This window comes from uncultured Shimia sp. (genome assembly GCF_947493595.1).
Classification (GTDB): domain Bacteria; phylum Pseudomonadota; class Alphaproteobacteria; order Rhodobacterales; family Rhodobacteraceae; genus Shimia.
Genome location: NZ_CANLRL010000003.1, coordinates 263,302 through 282,161 on the forward strand (window position 1 = coordinate 263,302; position 18,860 = coordinate 282,161).

General features: G+C 57.1%; 21 protein-coding genes. 14 read left to right on the plus strand and 7 right to left on the minus strand.

The genetic code is table 11. The annotated features are described in order from the left end of the window. Positions 1 to 61 precede the first annotated feature (61 nt). From Q0955_RS10175 to Q0955_RS10240, 14 genes are all read left to right on the plus strand, one after another. Positions 62 to 1,078: a DNA-directed RNA polymerase subunit alpha gene (locus Q0955_RS10175; protein ID WP_283425793.1), complete on the plus strand. Its 1,017-nt coding sequence runs from the start codon at positions 62 to 64 to the stop codon at positions 1,076 to 1,078. A 146-nt stretch (positions 1,079 to 1,224) separates the two neighbouring features. Next, a complete protein-coding gene (gene rplQ, locus Q0955_RS10180; protein WP_299423894.1) occupies positions 1,225 to 1,644 on the plus strand; it encodes a 50S ribosomal protein L17 in 420 nt (139 codons plus the stop codon). Between the two features lie 147 nt (positions 1,645 to 1,791). Continuing rightward, positions 1,792 to 2,547, plus strand: coding sequence for an alpha/beta hydrolase (locus Q0955_RS10185; RefSeq protein ID WP_299423897.1), 756 nt, complete (start codon positions 1,792 to 1,794; stop codon positions 2,545 to 2,547). A 47-nt stretch (positions 2,548 to 2,594) separates the two neighbouring features. Next, positions 2,595 to 3,767 carry an FAD-dependent oxidoreductase gene (locus Q0955_RS10190; RefSeq protein WP_299423898.1) on the plus strand — a complete coding sequence of 391 codons (1,173 nt, stop codon included), beginning with the start codon at positions 2,595 to 2,597 and terminating at the stop codon, positions 3,765 to 3,767. 73 nt (positions 3,768 to 3,840) lie between these two features. Continuing rightward, positions 3,841 to 5,223, plus strand: coding sequence for a trypsin-like peptidase domain-containing protein (locus tag Q0955_RS10195; RefSeq protein ID WP_299423900.1), 1,383 nt, complete (start codon positions 3,841 to 3,843; stop codon positions 5,221 to 5,223). A 17-nt stretch (positions 5,224 to 5,240) separates the two neighbouring features. Continuing rightward, positions 5,241 to 6,566 carry a replication-associated recombination protein A gene (locus Q0955_RS10200; RefSeq protein WP_299423902.1) on the plus strand — a complete coding sequence of 442 codons (1,326 nt, stop codon included), beginning with the start codon at positions 5,241 to 5,243 and terminating at the stop codon, positions 6,564 to 6,566. A 103-nt stretch (positions 6,567 to 6,669) separates the two neighbouring features. Continuing rightward, positions 6,670 to 7,059 carry a CrcB family protein gene (locus Q0955_RS10205; RefSeq protein ID WP_299423905.1) on the plus strand — a complete coding sequence of 130 codons (390 nt, stop codon included), beginning with the start codon at positions 6,670 to 6,672 and terminating at the stop codon, positions 7,057 to 7,059. Continuing rightward, positions 7,056 to 8,111 carry an RluA family pseudouridine synthase gene (locus tag Q0955_RS10210; RefSeq protein WP_299423907.1) on the plus strand — a complete coding sequence of 352 codons (1,056 nt, stop codon included), beginning with the start codon at positions 7,056 to 7,058 and terminating at the stop codon, positions 8,109 to 8,111. The genes Q0955_RS10205 and Q0955_RS10210 overlap by 4 nt, the downstream gene beginning before the upstream one ends. Before the next feature lie 82 nt (positions 8,112 to 8,193). After that, positions 8,194 to 8,871 (plus strand): HAD-IA family hydrolase, encoded by a 678-nt coding sequence (locus Q0955_RS10215; protein WP_299423910.1) that lies wholly within the window; start codon positions 8,194 to 8,196, stop codon positions 8,869 to 8,871. Beyond that, a complete protein-coding gene (locus Q0955_RS10220) occupies positions 8,868 to 9,578 on the plus strand; it encodes an ATP12 family protein (protein WP_299423912.1) in 711 nt (236 codons plus the stop codon). The genes Q0955_RS10215 and Q0955_RS10220 overlap by 4 nt, the downstream gene beginning before the upstream one ends. 200 nt (positions 9,579 to 9,778) lie before the next feature. Further along, a complete protein-coding gene (locus Q0955_RS10225) occupies positions 9,779 to 10,795 on the plus strand; it encodes an amino acid ABC transporter substrate-binding protein (RefSeq protein WP_299423915.1) in 1,017 nt (338 codons plus the stop codon). Between the two features lie 122 nt (positions 10,796 to 10,917). Further along, positions 10,918 to 12,186: an ABC transporter permease subunit gene (locus tag Q0955_RS10230; protein WP_299423917.1), complete on the plus strand. Its 1,269-nt coding sequence runs from the start codon at positions 10,918 to 10,920 to the stop codon at positions 12,184 to 12,186. A gap of 1 nt (position 12,187) precedes the next feature. Next, complete coding sequence (locus tag Q0955_RS10235) at positions 12,188 to 13,534, plus strand: amino acid ABC transporter permease (RefSeq protein WP_299423920.1); 1,347 nt, start codon at positions 12,188 to 12,190, stop codon at positions 13,532 to 13,534. A 15-nt stretch (positions 13,535 to 13,549) separates the two neighbouring features. Continuing rightward, complete coding sequence (locus Q0955_RS10240; protein WP_299423922.1) at positions 13,550 to 14,341, plus strand: amino acid ABC transporter ATP-binding protein; 792 nt, start codon at positions 13,550 to 13,552, stop codon at positions 14,339 to 14,341. Between the two features lie 51 nt (positions 14,342 to 14,392). Here Q0955_RS10240 and Q0955_RS10245 read toward each other — a convergent pair whose 3' ends face one another. From Q0955_RS10245 to Q0955_RS10275, 7 genes are all read right to left on the minus strand, one after another. Continuing rightward, positions 14,393 to 14,842 (minus strand): DUF411 domain-containing protein, encoded by a 450-nt coding sequence (locus tag Q0955_RS10245; RefSeq protein WP_299423925.1) that lies wholly within the window; start codon positions 14,840 to 14,842, stop codon positions 14,393 to 14,395. Positions 14,843 to 14,917: 75 nt separating this feature from the next. Then, positions 14,918 to 15,424 carry a histidine phosphatase family protein gene (locus Q0955_RS10250; protein ID WP_299423928.1) on the minus strand — a complete coding sequence of 169 codons (507 nt, stop codon included), beginning with the start codon at positions 15,422 to 15,424 and terminating at the stop codon, positions 14,918 to 14,920. After that, entirely contained in the window at positions 15,421 to 16,047 is a 627-nt protein-coding gene (locus tag Q0955_RS10255; RefSeq protein ID WP_299423930.1) for a ferredoxin, read from the minus strand. The genes Q0955_RS10250 and Q0955_RS10255 overlap by 4 nt, the downstream gene beginning before the upstream one ends. Then, positions 16,044 to 16,838: a sterol desaturase family protein gene (locus Q0955_RS10260; protein WP_299423933.1), complete on the minus strand. Its 795-nt coding sequence runs from the start codon at positions 16,836 to 16,838 to the stop codon at positions 16,044 to 16,046. The genes Q0955_RS10255 and Q0955_RS10260 overlap by 4 nt, the downstream gene beginning before the upstream one ends. Before the next feature lie 61 nt (positions 16,839 to 16,899). Next, a complete protein-coding gene (argB, locus tag Q0955_RS10265) occupies positions 16,900 to 17,763 on the minus strand; it encodes an acetylglutamate kinase (RefSeq protein WP_299423935.1) in 864 nt (287 codons plus the stop codon). Between the two features lie 179 nt (positions 17,764 to 17,942). Next, entirely contained in the window at positions 17,943 to 18,263 is a 321-nt protein-coding gene (locus Q0955_RS10270) for an antibiotic biosynthesis monooxygenase (protein WP_299423938.1), read from the minus strand. 138 nt (positions 18,264 to 18,401) lie between these two features. After that, positions 18,402 to 18,722 carry an antibiotic biosynthesis monooxygenase family protein gene (locus tag Q0955_RS10275; RefSeq protein WP_299423940.1) on the minus strand — a complete coding sequence of 107 codons (321 nt, stop codon included), beginning with the start codon at positions 18,720 to 18,722 and terminating at the stop codon, positions 18,402 to 18,404. Positions 18,723 to 18,860 lie beyond the last annotated feature (138 nt).

Below are 18,860 nucleotides of genomic sequence, written 5' to 3' on the forward strand. Positions count from 1 at the left end.
TTTGAAACCTCGGGCGTCTGGTTCTTTTGGACATGGGAACGAGACAAGAATGGAGGGACGCATGATCCACAAGAATTGGGCAGAATTGATCAAGCCTACACAGCTTGAAGTGAAGCCGGGCAATGACCCTGCGCGCCAAGCCACCGTTGTGGCCGAGCCGCTGGAGCGTGGTTTTGGTCTCACTCTGGGCAACGCGCTGCGCCGCGTTCTGATGAGCTCGCTGCAAGGCGCGGCCATCACCAGCGTACAGATCGACAACGTATTGCACGAGTTCTCCAGCGTTGCTGGTGTACGCGAAGACGTGACCGACATTATCCTGAACCTGAAGGGCGTGTCCCTGCGCATGGAAGTGGAAGGCCCTAAGCGTCTTTCGATCAATGCCAAAGGTCCAGGTGCTGTGACTGCCGGTGACATCTCCGACAGCGCGGGCATCGAGGTTCTGAACAAAGATCACGTGATCTGCCACCTTGACGATGGCGCCGACCTTTATGTCGAGCTGACCGTCAACACCGGCAAAGGCTACGTGTCTGCGGACAAGAACAAGCCAGAAGATGCGCCAATTGGTCTTATTCCAATCGATGCGATCTACTCTCCGGTGAAGCGCGTGTCTTATGACGTGCAGCCTACCCGCGAAGGTCAGGTTCTGGACTATGACAAGCTGACCATGAAAATCGACACCGATGGCTCCATCACGCCGGAAGACGCCGTGGCTTATGCTGCGCGTATTCTGCAGGACCAGCTGTCGATCTTCGTGAACTTCGACGAGCCGGAAGCGGCAGGTCGTCAGGAAGAAGACGATGGTCTCGAGTTCAACCCACTTCTGCTGAAGAAAGTGGACGAGCTGGAACTGTCTGTACGTTCTGCAAACTGCCTGAAAAACGACAACATCGTTTACATCGGCGATCTGATCCAGAAGACCGAAGCAGAGATGCTGCGTACGCCAAACTTCGGCCGCAAGTCTTTGAACGAGATCAAAGAAGTGCTGTCCGGCATGGGCCTGCACCTCGGCATGGACGTCGAGGACTGGCCACCAGACAACATCGAAGATCTGGCCAAGAAGTTCGAAGACAACTTTTAAGTCTTGATGATTTTGAGCGGGTCGCATAATGACCCGCTCATTCAATGCCCGGACCTACCGGGGACGATCAGGGCACATGCCCCAAGGAGAGTGGCTGACACGCATCGGCTACCAGACAAAGCAAAAACGCACTTAGGAGAAATACAATGCGTCACGCACGTGGTTACCGCCGCCTGAACCGTACTCATGAGCACCGCAAAGCCCTGTTTTCCAACATGGCCGGCTCGCTGATTGAGCACGAACAAATCAAAACCACCCTGCCAAAGGCCAAAGAACTGCGCCCGATCATCGAAAAGATGATCACGCTGGCCAAACGTGGTGACCTGCACGCGCGCCGTCAGGCCGCTGCACGTCTGAAAGAAGACCAGTACGTTTCCAAACTGTTTGACGTTCTGGGCCCTCGCTACAAAGACCGTCAGGGTGGCTACGTCCGCATCATGAAAGCCGGTTTCCGTTATGGCGACATGGCACCGATGGCGATCATCGAATTTGTGGATCGCGACGTCGATGCAAAAGGCGCAGCCGACAAGGCTCGCGTGGCAGCTGAAGAAGCCGCCGAAGAATAAATCTCCATCTGGATCAACCAGATGCCTGGACCCCTGCCAGAATGGCGGGGGTCTTTTTGTTTGTCGTGTCGCCTGAGACATTCCGCCGCCTTTTGGATCCAATTGTCCGGTACTACCTCTTGAAAGAACTCAAAAGGTAGCGCGAACATGACCTCATCCCAAACTCCCATCTTCTTTTGCCATGGCGTACCCGGTGGGCCTGACGATGCAACGCTATTGCAAACAGATGACCTGCCAGTTGCCGCGCAAAACCTGTTTGATTTTTCCACCGGGGACCCGTTGCAACACTTGTTCTGGCAGTATGACGCCGCCTGTGCCGAAACAGAGGGGGGGCAGATGCATGTGGTTGGATTTTCCATCGGGGCGATGGCGGCGCTTCGTTTGGCGGCCGCTCGACCAGATGCCGTGGCCCGTGTGACGGTGATTTCGCCTGCTGCGCCGTTGCAGCTTGGAGATTTTCTGCCGGGGATGGCGGGTGCGCCTGTGTTTAAACTGGCGAGGCAGCGACCCGGAGTGTTGCGCGTATTGACCGCCGTGCAGGGGCTGCTCGCGCGTGTCGCGCCAGGTTTATTGATCAACCAGTTGTTCGCGAAATGCGGGGCTCAGGAGCAGGCCATGTTGTCGGATCCGAAATTTAGGGCTGCTCTGATTTCCGGGATGCGCAGCAGTTTTGTAGACCATCGCCAAGGGTATCTGGATTATCTGTCGGCGTATGTGGCGGATTGGTCTGCGGAATTGAGCCAGGTGCGGGCACCGGTGCAGATTTGGCATGGAGATGGAGACACGTGGTCACCATTGGCGATGTCGGCGGCGATTAAAAAGTTGGTGCCAGCGGGCTGTGAATTGCATGTTGTTCCGGGGGGGGAACATTACTCAACCTTAAGGGCTGCGCGGTTGGGCTAGTACTCAAGGGGGCTGCACGTCATGGTCCCTCCAAGGGAAAAGGGGAAATGATGGGTTTTGACGTGGTTGTGGTTGGGGCCGGGCTTTGGGGCAGCGCCTGCGCGCGGCATCTGGCAGAGATGGGCGCGAAAGTTGCGTTGGTGGGACCTTCCGAGCCGGAACATGCGGCGTCGCATGATGGCGTGTTTGCCAGTCACTACGATCAAGCACGGATTACGCGACGGTTGGCGAGCGACGCGGATTGGTCTCGGGCCGCTGCGGCTTCAATGGATCGATACGCCAGCATCGAGGCACAAGGTGGTGTGCCGTTCTTTCATCAAGTTGGTGCTTTGATGGCTGGGCCGGAGCAAGGCGCGGGAAGTGATTACATTCTCAATACAAAAATTGTGGCTGAGGATGCGGGTACAGACCATGATGCGCTACGAGGCGCAGCTTTGCGGGCGCGGTTTCCGTACTTTGAATTTCCTGAAGGCATCCTTGGTCTGTTTGAGGCAGGTGGCGGTTGGATCAATCCGCGTGCCCATGTGATGGCGGAGATCACTGCGGCACAGGCCAACGGTGTGACGTTGGTGCGCGACGAGGTTGTTGATGTTCAGGAAAGTTCCGATGGGGTGACCGCGCGCTGCGCTGGTGGCAAAGTGCTACAGGCAGAGCGAGTGGTTGTGGCCTGTGGGGCGTTTTCCAAGGCTTCTGGGTTGTTGCCAGAGCCCGTGCCGCTCAAGGTTTATGCGCGCACGATTGCTTTTGTGGAGATTGATGACAGCGAAGCGGAGCGGCTCAAGGACATGCCGTCGGTGGTGTATTTCTTTCCAAATGGAGCAGGGGATTGCTACCTCCTACCGCCGGTGCGCTACCCGAATGGCAAAACCTATCTGAAAATCGGTGGGGATCCGGACGATGTCGAACTGGCTACCGTGGCGGAAATGAAAGAGTGGTTCCGGGGCGGTGGCGATCCTGAGGCAGGCAGCTATATGGCGGAGCAGTTGTTTAATCTGATGCCCAGCTTGGCGTCTCAGGGTGTGACGTTTGGCAGCTGTGCCACAAGCTTCACGCCGCGTGGCAATCCTTTGATTTACGGTCAAACTGAGCGGGTGTTTGCCTTGACCGGTGGCAACGGCGCCGGTGCGAAGTGCGCCGATGAGATTGGGAGACTGGGGGCGCTCAGGGTGATGGGCAAGTCTTTGCCGGAAAACATCTATCAGACGAACTTTCTGCCATAGCCGCCTTAAGCACTGGCTTGCATTACGCTGGGCCGCTGCGCATATGCTTGCACTGAACAATTGAGGATGACGCATGATCCGCGCTGTATTGATTTCCCTCACGCTGGGCCTGGCCACCACGGTGTCGGCAGAGACCAAGGTCCCACAATCGCAAGCCGAGATTTCGATGGGCTTTGCCCCCTTGGTGAAAGAGGCAGCGCCGGCGGTGGTGAACATCTTTGCCAAGCAGATTGTGCAGGCGCGTCAGAGCCCGTTCACGGGGGATCCGTTTTTTGACCAGCTGTTGCGCGGCTTTGGCACGCCCCAGCCGCGTGTGGAAAACTCGCTGGGGTCGGGGGTGATCCTGTCTGAGGACGGCATTGTTGTCTCCAACTACCATGTTGTGGGCATGTCAACGGACATCCGGGTGCAACTGAACGATCGCAGCGAATACACGGCTGAGGTGCTGTTGGCTGACGAAGGAAGCGATTTGGCGATCCTGCAGCTGAAAGACGCGGAGGGGCTGCCCTTCTTGGAATTCCGAGACAGCGATCATGTGGATGTAGGTGAGTTGGTGATGGCAATTGGCAACCCGTTTGGTGTCGGACAAACCGTGACCAGCGGGATCGTGTCTGGGCTGGCGCGCTCTGGCGTGGCGACGGGAAATGCGCGCGGCTATTTCATTCAGACCGATGCGGCGATCAACCCGGGCAACTCCGGTGGGGCGTTGATTGACATCAACGGCGATTTGATTGGCATCAACACCTCGATCCTGACGCGTTCCGGTGGCTCCAACGGCATTGGCTTTGCCATCCCGGCCAATCTGGTGGCGCAGTTTGTCGATCAGGCGCGAGAAGGCTTTGACGATTTCCAGCGTCCGTGGGCGGGCATGTTTGGCCAGCCGGTGGATGCGGATATGGCGGAAGGCCTGGGGCTGGACCGTGCGGGTGGCATTGTGGTGTCCGAATTGCATGACATGAGCCCATTCCTGGCGGCAGGTGTCGAGGCGGGGGACGTGATTGTTGCGCTTGACGGGCAGCCGGTGAACACACCAGCCGAGATGATTTTCCGCATGTCTGTGGCCGGGCTTGGCAGCGATGTTGCGGTTGAGACTTTGCGGGATGGAGATGTGGTGACGCGCTCCGTGAAAATGGATGTGGCACCGGATGTGCCGAGCCGCGACACCATTGAGACCGGACGCAAGTCGGCAATCCCCGGAATGGTGATCTCCAATATCAATCCAGCGGTGTTGGGCGAGTACGGTCTGCCGTTGAGCCTGGAGGGTGTGATGGTGGAAAATCCCGGTGAAATCGGGGCACGTTTGGGTATTGGCCCAGGGGATGTGTTGCGCGTGATCGACGACACGGAAATCCTCAACACAAAAGACGCGGACAAGGCTTTGCGGGATGCGCGCAAGCGGCTTACGTTGGAGGTCCAGCGCGGCACCCAGAGGGTGGTGATGCGCTTTAGACTGTAAGGATTTTCTAGCAGACCATGGCCGATCTTTTTGACAGCACGCCTGCGGACATTCCCGCAGTGACACCTGCGGGTGAGGCACCGCGGCCTTTGGCGGATCGGCTACGGCCGAAATCCCTGCCTGAGGTGATCGGGCAGGAGCAGGTGCTGGGTGCGGAGGCACCTTTGGGGGTGATGCTGTCGTCAGGGTCTTTATCTTCCCTGATCTTCTGGGGACCGCCCGGTGTTGGCAAGACCACCATTGCGCGCCTGTTGGCGGATGAGACCGAGCTGCATTTTGTGCAGATCAGCGCGATTTTCACCGGCGTGCCGGAGCTGCGCAAAGTGTTTGAAGCCGCCAAGGTGCGGCGGGCGAATGGCAAAGGCACGTTGTTGTTTGTGGACGAGATCCATCGCTTCAACAAAGCGCAGCAGGATGGGTTTCTGCCGTACATGGAAGACGGCACCATCCTCCTGGTGGGCGCGACCACAGAGAACCCGTCGTTTGAACTCAATGCTGCGGTGTTGTCACGGTCGCAAGTCTTGGTGTTGGAGCGGTTGGCGCTGGCGGATCTGGAGCGTTTGGCGCAGCGGGCTGAGAAAGAGCTGGACAAGCCTTTGCCCTTGGATGGGCCGGCGCGGGAAGCGCTGTTGGAAATGGCGGATGGTGACGGGCGGGCATTGCTCAACCTGATTGAACAGGTCATGGCCTGGAAAGTGGACAGCAAGCTCGACACGGATGCGCTTTCCACACGGCTGATGCGGCGTGCGGCGAAATACGACAAGTCAGGCGATGAGCATTACAATCTGATTTCTGCGCTGCACAAATCGGTACGCGGGTCTGATCCGGAAGCGGCGCTCTATTGGTATGCGCGGATGCTGGAAGGCGGGGAAGATCCGCGGTTTCTGGCACGGCGGCTGACGCGGATGGCTTGTGAGGACATTGCCTTGGCGGATCCGCAGGCGCAGAGCGTGTGCCTCAGTGCCTGGGAGACCTATGAGCGGTTGGGCAGTCCCGAAGGCGAATTGGCGCTGGCGCAGGCGGTGATCTATCTCGCGCTCGCGCCAAAGACCAATGCGGGTTATGCGGCCTATAAAGCCGCGCGGGCTTTGGCGAAGAAAACCGGTTCCGAGCCGCCGCCCAAACATATCCTGAACGCGCCAACCTCGCTGATGTCAGAGCAAGGCTATGGTGATGGCTATCAGTATGACCATGATGCTGAAGATGGGTTTTCCGGGCAGAACTATTTCCCCGAAGGCATCAAGCGGCCGGTGATCTATACGCCGGTAGAGCGGGGGTACGAGCGTGAGCTCAAGCGCCGCATGGAGTATTTTGCCAAGCTGCGCACCAAGCGCAACGGGTGAGGGGGCCAGCCCCCGTCGTCTGTTGGCGACTCCCCCGGGATATTTACAGCAAGAAGAAGCTGAGTTTCTTGACTTTGCGGCTCAAAGCGCAGAGAGACGCGTGATGGTTTTGAACGTGGCATATGTGGCTATGGGCGGCGCGGTTGGCGCGGCTCTGCGCTATCTGTTGGGCATCGGTGTGGTGCGGCTGGTGGGGCAGGGTTTTGCAAGTGGCTTTCCCGTGGCGATCATCACAGTCAATGTGATTGGCTCGTTTCTGATGGGCGCTTTTGTTGTGCTGGCGGCACAGCGTGGGCTGACCCATTTGTCGCCACTGGTGATGACAGGCCTGCTTGGAGGGTTTACGACGTTTTCGGCGTTTTCGCTTGAGACCGTGAACCTGATGGAGCGCGGGGCCTTTGGCGCGGCGGCGTTTTATGTGGCTGTTTCGGTGGTTGGCGCGGTGGGCGCGCTGATGCTGGGCATGGCCGTGACAAAAGGATTACTGGCATGAGCCGGGTACAGACAGTGACCGTTGCAGACGGTGAAGGTGATCAGCGGCTGGACCGGTGGTTCAAGCGCAAGTTTCCCCATGTGGCCCAAGGACAGATCGAGAAGATGTGTCGCAAAGGTGAGATCCGCGTTGAAGGTGGCCGTGTCAAAGCCAACACGCGTGTGGAAGAGGGGCAGAGCATTCGTGTGCCGCCTTTGCCGGAGCCACATGAAGTGGCGCAACGCGAACAGTCTCGCGCGGCAGCCAAGGTCAGCAAGGCAGATGCCAAGCTGATGCTGGACAGCGTGATCTACAAAGATGACGAGATCATTGCGATCAACAAACCGGCGGGTCTGCCCACGCAGGGCGGCAGTAAGCAGACCCGGCATGTGGACGGCCTGTCTGTGGCGTTGCAGTTTGACATGGAAGAAAAGCCTCGTCTGGTGCACCGCTTGGACAAAGACACCTCCGGTGTGTTGCTGCTGGCGCGGACCCGTATGGCGGCCAAAGCGCTGACCGAAGCGATGCGGCACAAGCAGACGCGCAAGATTTACTGGGCTGTGGTGGCCGGTGTGCCAACGCCATATCTGGGCGAAATCAAATACGGGTTGGTGAAAGCGGGCGGCCATGGGGCGCGTGGCGAAGGCGAGAAGATGATTGCGGTGCATCCGCGTGAAGTGGATAGCACGCCGGGCGCAAAGCGTGCGATCACGCAATACGCGACTCTCTATCGTGTGGCAGGACGGGCCTCCTGGGTCGCGATGGAGCCGATCACAGGCCGCACGCACCAGCTGCGGGCGCATATGGCAGAAATCGGACACCCGATCATTGGTGACGGTAAATATGGTGGCACCGGTCAGGAAAACCTTGGCGATGGCTGGGGCGCAAAGCTGGGTGGGATGATTTCCAACAAGCTGCACCTGCACGCGCGGTCCATGACCTTTATGCACCCAACCAAAGGCAAGCCAATCACCGTGACGGCGGAATTGCCAGAGCATATGGCGCATACGTGGGAGACCTTTGGTTGGTCTGAAGATCTGGCAGCAGACGATCCGTTTGAGAGCCTGCGATAAAGCCCTTTGGAATTGTTGAGGCCGGACGGCCGCTGCGGGTCTTTCTGTGGTGTCTCATACACATTGGAAACAAGGGGGCCTTATGCGGCTCAAACTGGTGATTTTTGACGTGGATGGCACGTTGGTGGACAGTCAGGGGCTGATTGTTGAGGCGATGAACCTTGCCTTTGACGGGGAGGGACTTGCGGCGCCAAGCCGGGCAGACACCTTGTCGATTGTTGGCCTGTCGCTGGATGTGGCGATGTTCAAGCTGATGCCGGAGGCGGATGCGGAGCTGCGGGCGCGCTTGGTTGAAGGCTATAAACAGGGCTACATGCAACGGCGCGCAGAGACCGGTGTGGCGCAGTCTTCGCCGTTTTTTACAGGCGCACGGGATGTATTGCAGCGACTGCACGGACACGATGATGTGCTATTGGGCGTCGCAACAGGGAAATCTCGGCGCGGGCTCGATAAACTGATTGAGGGTCATGGGCTGGATGGTCTGTTTGTGACCACGCAGGTTGCGGATGATCACCCATCAAAGCCACATCCTTCGATGATCACGACGGCCTTGGCCGAAACCGGCGTTGAGGCGCGGGATGCGGTGATGATTGGTGACACCAGTTACGACATGGAAATGGCAGCGTCGGCCGGCGTGGCTGGGATTGGTGTTGGGTGGGGGTATCACGAGACCTCAGCCCTTAGCGCGGCACGCCATGTTGTTGAGGATTTTGAGGCGCTGGAAGGCGCTTTGGCACAAGTTTTGGAGACTGCATCATGAGCGGATGGGCCAAAAAACGGTTTTGGAAAGAGACAACATTTGAAGCCACTGAGGGCGGGTTCAAAGTGCTGTTGGATGGACGCGGTGTAAAAACACCGGCAAAGGCGCCTTTGGTGGTGCCCACCGAAGCCATGGCGAAAGCCGTGGTGGCGGAATGGGATGCGCAAGAGGGTGAGATAGACCCAACCGGCATGCCAGTGACGCGCTCTGTGAATGCGGCCATTGACAAAGTGGCGGTCCAACATGCGGAGGTGGCCGACATGTTGGCGGAGTATGGAGGCAGTGATTTGCTCTGCTATCGTGCCACCACTCCCGAAGAATTGATCGTGCGCCAGGCCGAAGCGTGGGATCCGCTTTTGGACTGGGCAGCAGAGACGTTTACGGCGCGCCTCAAGCCGGTTTCTGGGGTGATGTTTGAAGCGCAAGACGCGGATGCGCTGAGCAAGTTAAGCGCGAGCGTACACAGCTTTGACAACTTCGAGTTGGCTGCGTTTCACGATCTGGTTGGCATCTCCGGTTCCTTGATCATTGGATTCGCGGCAACCCGTGATTTGCACCCGATCGAAACGCTCTGGAACCTGTCCCGAATCGACGAGCAATGGCAGGAAGATCAATGGGGGCGTGATGACGAAGCTGCGGAAGAGGCAGAGAAGAAAAAGCAAGCCTTTTTCCATGCTTACACTTTCTTCAACCTGTGCAAGGGGTGAGCGCTTCGCATGTAAAACAAGGGTGAGAGGCTGTTAACGCAAGCATTGATAGTATTGCGTGATGGACCTCTTGACGTTTGGCGATGAATGCGACCAAACTGAACCTCGATGTGAGGGGGGTGTAATCTCTGAACATCTACTTTCGGTCTAACATGGCCAAAAACCACCCGGGATAGGGTGGACAACAGGAAGAGGTAAAAATGAAAAAATCCGTAGTTTTCGGTGCACTGACAGTTGCTGGTCTCGCGGCCGGCGCAGCTGCTGCTGGCACGCTTGACGATGTTAAAGCGCGCGGCAAGCTGAACTGTGGTGTGACCACTGGTCTGGTTGGCTTTGCCGCACCAGACGCAAACGGCGAATGGATGGGGTTCGACGTTGGCGTTTGCCGTGCAGTTGCAGCAGCCGTACTGGGCGACCCGAAAGCGGTTGAGTTTGTTCCGACCACCGGTAAGACCCGCTTCACTGCGCTGGCTTCCGGCGAGATCGACATGCTGGCACGTAACACCACATGGACATTCTCCCGTGACGTAGACCTGAAGTTCACCTTTGTTGGCGTGAACTACTATGACGGTCAGGGCTTCATGGTTCCAAAAGAACTGGGCGTGTCCTCCGCGAAAGAACTGGACGGCGCAACCGTTTGTATTCAGACCGGTACAACCACCGAACTGAACCTGGCGGACTTCTTCCGTTCCAACAACATCAGCTACGAGCCGGTGCCAATCGAAACCAATGCTGAAGCACAGCAGCAGTACCTTGCCGGTGCGTGCGATGTGTACACCACAGACGCATCTGGTCTGGCCGCGACACGTGCGACCTTTGAAGATCCTTCTGCGCACGTTCTGCTGCCAGAAATCATCTCCAAAGAGCCACTCGGCCCACTGGTACGTCACGGTGATGACGCTTGGGGTGACGTAGTTCGCTGGTCCCTGAACGCTCTGATCACAGCAGAAGAGCTGGGCGTGACTTCCGCAAACATCGGTGAGATGGCTGCAGGCACAAACAACCCAGAAATCAACCGTCTGCTCGGCACCGAAGGCAACCTGGGCGAGATGCTCGGCCTGAGCGCTGACTGGGGCAAAAACGCTGTAATGGCGGGCGGCAACTACGGTGAGCTGTTTGAAGGTAACATCGGTGAATCCACTCCGATCGGTCTGGCCCGTGGCCTGAACGCTCAGTGGACCGACGGCGGCCTGATCTACTCCCCGCCTTTCCGCTAAACACATCACGGAAGGGGCGCGGAACACTCCGCGCCCTTTTCGCTTTTACGACCCACAACAATAATCGGCCACGGCGCAACGACGCCATAGTTTAACCGGCCGAGTAACGGGGAAGATCCCATATGACCACTTTGACCGACCCTCCCAAGGCGTCGTTCCGGCTGTCTATGCTGATCTACGACACACGGTATCGCTCTCTCACGATCCAAGCTGTCGCAATGATCGGTTTTATGCTTCTGGCTGCCTGGTTGATCAACAACACGATGACCAACCTGGAAACCCTTGGAAAAACGCCGCAGTTTGGCTTCTTGTTGGAGCCCGCTGGCTACGACATCAACCAACGTCTGCTTGATTATAACAGCCAGGACACCCACATGCGGGCGTCTTTGCTTGGACTTTTGAACACGCTGCTTGTTGCGGTGATGGGCTGTATCACAGCGACCGTCATCGGTGTGCTTGTTGGTGTTCTGCGCCTGTCCAAAAACTGGATCGTCGCCAAAATCATGACGGTCTATGTGGAAATGTTCCGCAACGTGCCGGTGCTGCTCTGGATTGTATTGGCGATGGCCATCCTGATTGAGAGTCTACCTGCACCGCGTGCCTTCCGTGGAGAAAATCCGGAAGCCACGATGAACCTGTTTGATACAGTCGCGGTGACAAACCGGGGTATCTACGTACCGGAACCCCTGTTTTCCAACAGCTTGGGAAATATTCACCTTTTGGGTCAGTCGTCTCTACGGTTTGATGTGTCGGTGGATCTGATTGCAATCCTGATTGTGTTCGGCTTGAGCATATTTGGCATCACAAAGGTCAATGCCCGTGCCAAACGCATCCAGGAAGCGACCGGTGATCGTCCCAACACACTGTGGACCAACCTGGGTTTGTTCTTTGTACCAACTGGCATTCTGCTGGCTGCACTAGGGTTCCATCTGGGTTACCCGGAGTTGAAAGGCTTCAACTTCAAAGGCGGGACGCATATGCGAAACTCGCTGATTGCTTTGTGGTTGGCACTGAGCCTCTACACCGCAGCCTTTATTGCTGAAATCGTGCGCGGCGGTATTTTGGCGGTGAGCCACGGCCAAACGGAAGCCGCAAATGCGTTGGGCATGCGTCCGGGCCGCACCATGCGTCTCGTTATTCTGCCGCAAGCACTGCGGGTGATTATTCCACCAATGATCTCCAACTACCTGAACCTGACCAAAAACTCCTCGCTCGCCATTGCGGTGGGCTACATGGATATCACGGGCACTTTGGGTGGTATCACCATGAACCAGACCGGCCGGGAGCTTGAGACAGTTCTGATGCTGATGCTGTGTTACCTGACGATCTCTCTGAGCATCTCGATGGTGATGAACTGGTACAACAACCGCGTCAAATTGGTGGAGAGATAAAATGAGCGACGTTTCTTTTGTCCGCACCGAAATGCTGCCTGAGAAGGAGCCGCCCGGTTCCTCCGTGGGCGTCATCGGCTGGATGCGAGCCAATCTGTTTGATGGGGTGATCAACTCGATCCTCACCATCTTGAGCCTGATCTTCTGCTACTTTGTGTTGGAAGGCCTGTTGTCCTGGACGTTCCAATCTGTCTGGAACGCAAGTTCCTTGACCGAATGCCGCGAAGTGATGGTGGCCACCTGGGGCAAGACTCATGGGCACGCCTGCTGGGCAGTGATCAATGATCGTTGGTTGCAGTTGCTGTATGGTTTCTACCCACCTTACCCAGCTGAAGCTGGCGTGAACTTTGGTGAAGGAACCGGATCTTGGCCTGCCTATTTCCGTCCAAACCTCTCGTTTGTGCTGTTGCTGATTGCTGTTGCTCCGGTGCTGTTTGACAAGTTGCCACGGAAACTGCTGATCGTGACCGCAGTCTACCCATTCCTGATGCCTTGGCTGATGTGGGGCGGCTCACTTTGGGGCCCGCTGATGGTTGCCGCGGGCTTTGGTATTGGCCTTCTGGCCTATCGCCTTCTGACGCCTGTCATAGGTGGCCTGGGCGGCATTATTGTCGCTATCGCGCTCCCTGTGATCTGGTGGTTGTTCCTTGTTGGGTCCGTGGCCGCTGGCCTGGAATCGGTTGTTTCGATTTCCATTCCAGAAGTGGAAAGCCGGAAGTTTGGTGGTTTCATGCTGTCTATTCTGATTGGTGTTGTGGCCATTGGCTGCTCGCTGCCAATCGGGATTGTTCTGGCCCTTGGCCGTCAGTCTGACCTGATGATCGTGAAAACACTTTGTGTGGGCTTTATCGAGTTCATCCGGGGTGTGCCGCTGATCACACTGTTGTTTGTGGCGTCGGTTCTGCTGAACATCTTCCTGCCGCCAGGCACGGAATTTGACATCATCTTGCGGGTTCTGATCATGGTAACGCTGTTTGCCTCTGCCTATATGGCGGAAGTTGTACGCGGCGGTCTCGCTGCGCTGCCAAAAGGCCAATATGAGGGTGCTGACTCTCTCGGGCTGAACTACTGGCAGTCACAGCGTTTGATCATCATGCCTCAGGCACTGAAGATCTCCATTCCCGGGATCGTGTCGACCTTTATCGGGGTGTTCAAAGACACCACGCTTGTGTCGATCATTGGCCTTCTCGACCCGCTGGGTCTGTCCAATGCGATCCGTGCGGATGCGGCCTGGAACGGCATCTATTGGGAGCTGTTTGCTTTCATCGCCTTCCTGTTCTTCGTCTTCTGCTTCGGCATGTCCCGCTATTCCATGTACCTGGAGCGCAAGCTCCACAAAGGTCACTAATAAGGAGTTCATCAAATGTCTGAACTGATGACCGACCGCCAAATCGACCGATCGAAGATGCAAGTCTCCGATCAGGTTGCAATTGAAATCCGCAACATGAACAAGTGGTACGGTTCGTTCCACGTGCTGCGCGATATCAACCTCACCGTCAACGAAGGCGAACGCATCGTGATTGCGGGGCCTTCGGGCTCCGGCAAATCGACGCTGATCCGCTGTATCAACCGTCTGGAAGAGCACCAGTCCGGTGACATCATCGTCGACGGCACTGAGCTGTCCAGCGATCTCAAGAACATCGATAAGATCCGCTCCGAAGTTGGCATGTGCTTTCAGCACTTCAACCTCTTCCCGCATCTGACGATCCTTGAGAACTGTACGCTTGCGCCGATCTGGGTGCGTAAGACACCTCGTAAAGAGGCCGAAGAGACCGCGATGCACTTCCTTGAGAAAGTGAAGATCCCGGATCAGGCTCTGAAGTATCCGGGCCAGCTCTCCGGTGGTCAGCAACAGCGTGTGGCGATTGCCCGCTCGCTTTGCATGAAGCCACGCATCATGCTGTTTGACGAACCTACGTCTGCGCTTGACCCAGAGATGATCAAAGAGGTGCTCGACACCATGATCGAACTGGCGGAAGAGGGCATGACCATGTTGTGCGTGACCCACGAGATGGGCTTTGCCCGTCAGGTGGCAAACCGCGTGATCTTCATGGACCAAGGTCAGATTGTGGAGCAAAACGAGCCGGAAGAGTTCTTCAACAACCCGAAGAGCGAGCGGACCAAGTTGTTCCTAAGCCAAATCCTGGGACACTGATCCCAAACACAGATCAAAAAGAAGGCCGGGCATCTGCCCGGCCTTTTGCGTTTAGCTATGGCTTTCAAACACTTCCGTCCGGCCATCCGGGTGGATCAGCAGGGTGTCATAAGGCTCCACCTCGCCGCCCATTTCCATGCCGGGAGAGCCCATTGGCATGCCGGGAACGGTGATGCCGCGTGCAGGGGGGCGCTCGGCCAATAGGCGGCGGATGTCGGATGCTGGCACGTGGCCTTCTACCAAATAGCCGTCGATCAGCCCGGTGTGGCAGGAGGAGGTTTCATCCGTCAGGCCTAGGCGGGCTTTCATATCCCAAAGCTGTTCATCCGGAATGGCGTGGCTTTCGACAGCGAAACCTTCCTCGCGCAGATGCTCTTCCCAGGCACCGCAGCAGCCACAGGTGGGCGATTTCACAACTTTGATGGTGGAGGTGTCGGCCAGAGCAGGAAGAGTGACCATGGGTAGGCTGACGGTCGCCAGAAGGAAGGCGCGGCGGTGCATGAGAGGCTCCTTGAATGCTGTTGGTGGACAGATAGGCAGCGGCAAGCGGAGCTGCAATGCGCTGGATCAAGTGGCCTACGGTTGCGTTGCGATGACTTCGCGGGGGATGGCAAAATCCACAATGGTCCCTTGGGAGAATTGAACATCTGCCCAATTTGCAGCGTCAAAGCGGATCACAGTTGTGGCGCAGGTTGGGTAGTCGGAGAAGCGTGGGTGGTTGGCTGGTTTTTCTGCTAGCATTTCAGCGAAGTAGGCAGTGCCCGGGTTGTGGCCCAGCATCAGGATGGTGTTAGCCTGTGCGGTTTGCAGAATACGCAGCATGATGTCCGCACCGGCGTGATAGAGGGCATCTTCATAGCGGGTTTTAGCGGCGGTGATGCCGAGTCGGGCATAGGTCTCGCGGGTGCGCTCTGCGGTGGAGCAGAGCAGCTCGTCGGGCAGGTAGTTGTTGTTTTTGAGCCACTTGCCCATCGCAGCGGCGGAGGTGCGGCCGCGCGCGTTGAGGGGGCGGGCGTGGTCCGGTTGCATAAAGTCGTTCCAGCTTGATTTGGCGTGGCGCATCAGGATCAGGGTGCTGCTCATGGATGAAAGGACCTCATATGCAATGCGGATTGCGCGTCGGCGCGCTCGGCTTTGCTTGAGTGTGGACAGGCGCGGCGGGCAATGCAACCGCGGGACATGCAGTCGGAGCCATCCCTAGTGTCTAGGAATGTGTGGCAGTCGGCAACGCTGTATCCGGATTCTGCACTGAGGGCGTCCACCGGACAGGCCGTGGTGCATAGTGCGTCACAGGTGAGGCAGGGAGATTGCGTATCCTGTTGAGGCATTGGGATTTCTGTCGGCAAGATCAGCGCGCCACGTAGGGAGATCATCAGGCCCACTTCGGGGTGCACCATCATGCCTACGGGGCTTTGGAAGAACTGTCCGCTGTCCAAGGCCCAACGTATGAACGGTGGATAGGGCGGACCGTCGGAGGGGAATTGGCATGTGCCGTCAAAGGTTTGGGCGAGATATCCGACGATGCGTTTGGACCACCGATCGACGGGGTGTTTCTCGCCATCCAGAAATTCCGGCGACGTGCTAAATGCGGCCCAAAAAGCCGGGCCGGTGCCAAAGAGCACTATGGTTTTGCCGTCCTCATTCAGCGCGCCCATTGTCTGTAGGCCCGCGTTTGCGGCCGCGGCTTGAATGTCGTCCAGCGTCATTTTGCGCGGAACGGGAGGCGCAGGCTCCAGGAAAATTTGGTGGGGCGGGTGTCCTGCCACTCTAGTCCGATGGTCATCTTATCATGTCCTGCACGAGGTTGCGCGATATAGGTTCCCAGCGCACGGTCCCAGATCGACAAGGCAAAGCCATAGTTGCTGTCGTGCTCGTCCCGATGCACCGAATGATGCACACGATGCATGTCCGGCGTGACCAAAACAAGCCGGATCAGACGGTCGAGTTTGGCGGGCAGGCGGATGTTGGCATGGTTGAACAGCGCGGTGCCATTGAGCAGGATTTCAAACACCAGAACGGCAATGGCGGCGGGGCCAAGCAGGTAAATCAGGGCAATTTTCAAGCCCATCGACAGGGCGATTTCCACCGGATGGAAGCGGATGGCCGTGGTGACGTCAAAGTCGGGGTCAGCATGGTGGACCCGGTGCAGCCGCCACAGGAGTGGGATCTTGTGGGTGATAAGGTGTTGCAACCAAATGGCAAAATCGAGGGCCAGGATTGCCAGGATGAATTCGATTGCGACGGGCAATTCCAGAATGTTGAACAGGCCCCAGCCGTTGGATTGCGCATCGGAGGCGGCGCCCACGGCAAGCAAGGGCAAAGCGACAGCCAGCGCGCGCAGGGTCAGCGTGTTGAGGAAAGACAGCCCCCAGTTGGTCAGCCAGCGTCTGGATTTGGACCAGTTGAGTGGGCGGCGCGGGGCCAAAGTTTCAATCCCGGCAAGCACGATGAAGAGACCGAAAAAAATGCCGAGACGGATCAGAAACTCGTATTGCATTGAGAGAGCATCCTTGCTGATGGCCTCTCAATGTATTTATTTTTCAGAATATGAAAAGGGGTTAGTCTGCCCGGATCAGCGACCCTGCACCGTGTTCCGTGAACAGCTCCAGCAGGCAGGCGTTGGGCGCGCGACCGTCCAGAATGACTACAGCGCGGACACCGTTTTCGATGGCGGCGAGCGCGGTTTCTGTCTTGGGAATCATCCCGCCCGCAATCACGCCCTCTTCGGTAAGGTCTCGGATTTGTTGGGCTTTTAGCTCTGTCAGAACTTCGCCTTCACCGTTCTTCACACCGGCTACGTCGGTCAACAGAAGCAGACGATCCGCTTCCAAGGCTCCGGCGATTGCGCCGGCGGCGGTGTCGCCGTTGATGTTGAAGGTTTCGCCATTGCGGCCAGCACCCAAGGGCGCGATCACAGGGATTGTGTCGTTGGCAAAGAGTTCGTGCAGAATCGCCGGGTTCATGTCGGCAGGGGAGCCGACAAATCCGAGGTCGGGGTTGGTCTGATCACAAACAATCAGGTTGGCGTCTTTGCCGGACAGGCCAACCGCTTTGCCGCCCTGACGGTTGATCGCCTGCACAATGCGCTTGTTCACGACGCCGGACAAAACCATCTCCACCACTTCGACCGTGGCGGCGTCAGTGACGCGTTTGCCGTTTACAAAATCCGATTTGATTTCAAGACGTTCCAACATCGCGTTGATCATCGGGCCGCCGCCATGCACGATCACCGGATTGATGCCAACCTGGCGCATCAGAACAACGTCACGGGCAAAATCATCCATGGCTTCGTCGCTGCCCATGGCGTGTCCGCCAAGTTTAATGACCACGGTCGCACCAGTGTAGCGCTGCAGGTAGGGCAGGGCTTGGGACAGGGTACGGGCGGTGGCGATCCAATCGCGATTCATTTCTTGTGTCTTCATGTTGCTGGCCTCTTTGTCAGAGCGTGTTAACCGCTCTTTAGAGGAGTGCCAAGACGTAGTGGAGGAATGAAGCGCCGAATTGGTAAAAAAGGTCAAAATTATCCCGATATGGAACATCGGTATTGCATCGGTATCACGGCTGTTTTGCGGAGGTGGGGCAGTTTGTTAACAGCGATGTGTTAACGGGCGTGCACAGAGGGCGCGGCGGCGGGGACAAAATGCGGAGTCAGCTCTTTGATCACCAGATCGGTGACACCGTCCGCAAACAGATCTTGAAAGGCGTGTAGTGCATCGCTGTTGAGGAAGAGTTGCCAGTCGCGGCGGTTCTCCCAGCGGTGAAAAAGGATGAACTGTCCGGGATCGTCGGCTCCGGTGTGGATGTCAAAGCGCAGGCAGTTTTGCTCGTTGAGCACCCTTTGGGCAAGTTGCAACAAGCCCTCACGCACGCGGGTGCGGTTGGGGGAGTCGAGATAAAAAGACGCCATAATGGTGACTGTCATCTGAAAGCCTTTGCCGTTTCCTTGCAGTCAGCGGTAATAGGCAAAGCCTGCGCTGCAAAAGTTTACTTAACAGTGAAAGAATTTTGCAGTTTGAGGTTTTATGCAGCGAAAATACTGGGTGCCGTGTCAGTCGGCGTCTCAGCCGGCCAATGCGAGGCAGGTGGGGCGGCGGGGCCGCAGCGGGGCTTGTTTGGCAACCGTCAGCTCCGACAGCATACCAAACACAGAGGTTTGAAACTCAAAATGGGCGTCCGAGTTGAGGTAAGCCCGCCATGTTGAGGCATTTTCCCATTTTTGCCGGATGTGAAATTCTGACGGGGAGTCCTCAAGTGTTGTGGCGGCGTAGCTGATGCAACCGCGCATGTTGGAGGCGCGCGCGGCCAGCGTTTTTAGGGCGCTGGCGACGTGATCTGCGTCACGCTCGTCTGTTGAGAAGGAGACCACCACTGTCTCTCTCATTGATCCACTCCATACCAATAAAAAAACGGTTTCACCCCGAAACACATTCCATGGGGTGGATATAAAATTCGTATACAAATGGTAAAGACACAGAGTGCCTTAGATTTTAGGCAATCTGTCTATAGTTTTGGGAAAGCC